The 2193-nt window shown below is 66.2% G+C and carries 2 protein-coding genes and 1 pseudogene; 2 read left to right on the top strand and 1 reads right to left on the bottom strand.

Annotated elements, in window-relative coordinates:
- Positions 1 to 631 (bottom strand): annotated as a pseudogene (locus tag AB0M20_RS39490) (hypothetical protein); the annotation flags it as partial.
- 405 nt (positions 632 to 1036) lie between these two features.
- Between AB0M20_RS39490 and AB0M20_RS39485 the strand changes: the two are divergent.
- Together AB0M20_RS39485 and AB0M20_RS39480 are read left to right on the top strand one after the other, a co-directional pair.
- The gene (locus AB0M20_RS39485; RefSeq protein ID WP_364306173.1) at positions 1037 to 1213 is read left to right on the top strand and encodes a hypothetical protein; all 177 of its coding nucleotides are present in this window, start codon (positions 1037 to 1039) and stop codon (positions 1211 to 1213) included.
- Between the two features lie 191 nt (positions 1214 to 1404).
- Positions 1405 to 2193, top strand: a 789-nt coding sequence (locus tag AB0M20_RS39480) for a CPBP family intramembrane glutamic endopeptidase (protein ID WP_364306171.1), incomplete at its 3' end; no start/stop codon positions are given.

Below are 2193 nucleotides of genomic sequence, written 5' to 3'. Positions count from 1 at the left end.
GCCGAAACAGCGTGGCCAAGCATTCACGGTGCGCCTCCACGAGACTGAGCAGTGCTTCTGGCGCGACGGCCTGGCGCTGTTCTGCCAGGGCGTTCGTAATTCTTGAGAAGCTGTTCCACCCGCTGCCCGAGCCCTCCGACAAATCGACGAAGGATTCGTCGGCAGGCTTGAATGGCGCTATCTCGACGCGCTTGGTCAGGTCGCGAGCCTGGTGCCGGCCAAGACCTCCCATGGTGTCTCGGCGGCCGCCGACCAAATCGCTCGACTCCAGGCGTGCCATGCGGCCGAGGACCTCGGCACTCACGCCCCGCTCGGCATGTCGCGGTTTGTGAAGGCCCAGGTCGTGATCGGTCAGCGCGCCCGTGGCCCGACGCAGCGCTGCACGGCGTTCTGCGCTGGTCCAGCGGCGTTCACCGCGCTCAAGGCTTCCGATCCAGCGATCAGTGACGTATAGCGCAGCGACGTTGATCCAGTCGGAATAGAGATCGTCCAACGCTCCGTTCACGCGATCGGCCAGCTCCGCACGGGACATCGCCTTGCCGCGATGGTAGGGAGACTGTAGTCGGCCGCGAGCCGCGATCAGTTTCCCGTTCGGTTGACGGTCGGCGAGAGTCTCCGGATGAGCGGGCATCGCATCTCCTTCCTCCCGGCCTCACGACTTCGGACGATGCACGACCTGATGCCCAGAGTAGACCGAACAGCCCACCGCGCTCATTGCCAACGATCGGCCCGATTGCCACGTACTCCCTGGTCGGACCGAGGTCGAACCGATAACCGTGACAGGAAGTCGGGCCCGATGGCGGCATTCCCACGGCCGTGCTGATCCGTGATCGTGATTCTGGCGGGCGTTTCCTGCCGGTGCCATCCGTGGAGCAACCGATCGACAGGGGATAGCCATGTGTCGCGCACGGAGGCGACTACTCCGGATCATCTCGGACGCCCCCTGATGGCCAGGTTTCATCAGCCGGCGCGGCCCTCTTGGATCTGTGAGGACTGCGCGGAGCCGTGGCCGTGTACGTCGCAGCGCAGTGGGCTGATGGCAGACTTCGACGAATTTCCGCTGGCGCTCACGATCTTCATGTCGCTGTTCCACACGCAGGCGGTTGCGGATTCCAGCGAGAATGGTGGACCTGCCGTCGACGGCCTCTACGCGCGGTTTTTCGAGTGGGTGCACGAGTACGTCGCCGCGCGGCGTGATGCTCGGAAGATGTGAGGTGAGTTGCGACGTCGGTGCGTCCGCCATCCGCGACAACCGGACAAGTACCAGTAGCGGCGGTATGCCAGAAACCCGAACCCTTCGTCCACCGGCATCCCGGCTATTGCGTGGCGCGCGCCGATGTGACGGTGAACCCAACGAGCCGCGTCGTCCGGACCGGCCGCAACACCGCCGTCAGGGGTTCCGCGATGTCCAGCTTCCGAACGCTCGTACGCTCGCACCGTCTCATCGCCTTCTTCGCCCTCGCCTACGTCCTCACCTGGGCGCCGCTTCCGTGGGGTTCGTTCTCCAACATCGGCGCCCTCGTCTCCGCGCTGGTCGTCGCCTTCGTCGCCGACGGCCTGGGCGGGCTCAAGGAGATCGGTAAACGGGTGATCCGCTGGCGGGTCAACTGGATCTGGTACGCGCTCGCCCTCGCCGTACCGCTGCTGGTCAACGCCGGCACGATGGTCCTCACCATGGTCACCGGCGCGGCGGCGCCCGAGGGTGCCGCCAGTGCCTGGCTCGGTGTGCCGCTCGCGATCGGGATCACCATGGTCAACCCGCTCAACGGACCGCTCAGCGAGGAGCCCAGCTTCCGTGGCTACGCGCTGCCGATCCTGCAGAACCGGCACTCGCCGCTGCTCTCGGCCGGGATCCTCGCCGTGCTGATCACCGTCTGGCACGGACCCCTGTTCTTCCTCGACCAGTTCCACCTGAAGCCCTACGAGGCCATCACCACCGTCGCCGTGACCTTCTGGTACGTGTGGCTGTTCGACCAGGCCGGCGGCAGCGCCTTGATCACCCTCATCGCGCACAGCGCCGAAGGCTCGATCAACATCGACGGCCTCTACGCCGAGGGTAGCTCCGACGCGACCCGCGCGATCGTGTTCAACCTGCTGCTGTGGTGCGTCGTCGCCCTGTCCCTGCTGGTCGCGTACCGCAAATTCTGGACCTCACCCGCGCCCGAGGCCGCCCGGGAGCCCGTGGAGCCCGAC

Source organism: Actinoplanes sp. NPDC051633 (assembly GCF_040681735.1).
Classification (GTDB): domain Bacteria; phylum Actinomycetota; class Actinomycetes; order Mycobacteriales; family Micromonosporaceae; genus Actinoplanes.
This window is presented reverse-complemented; position numbering and strand designations above follow the sequence as displayed.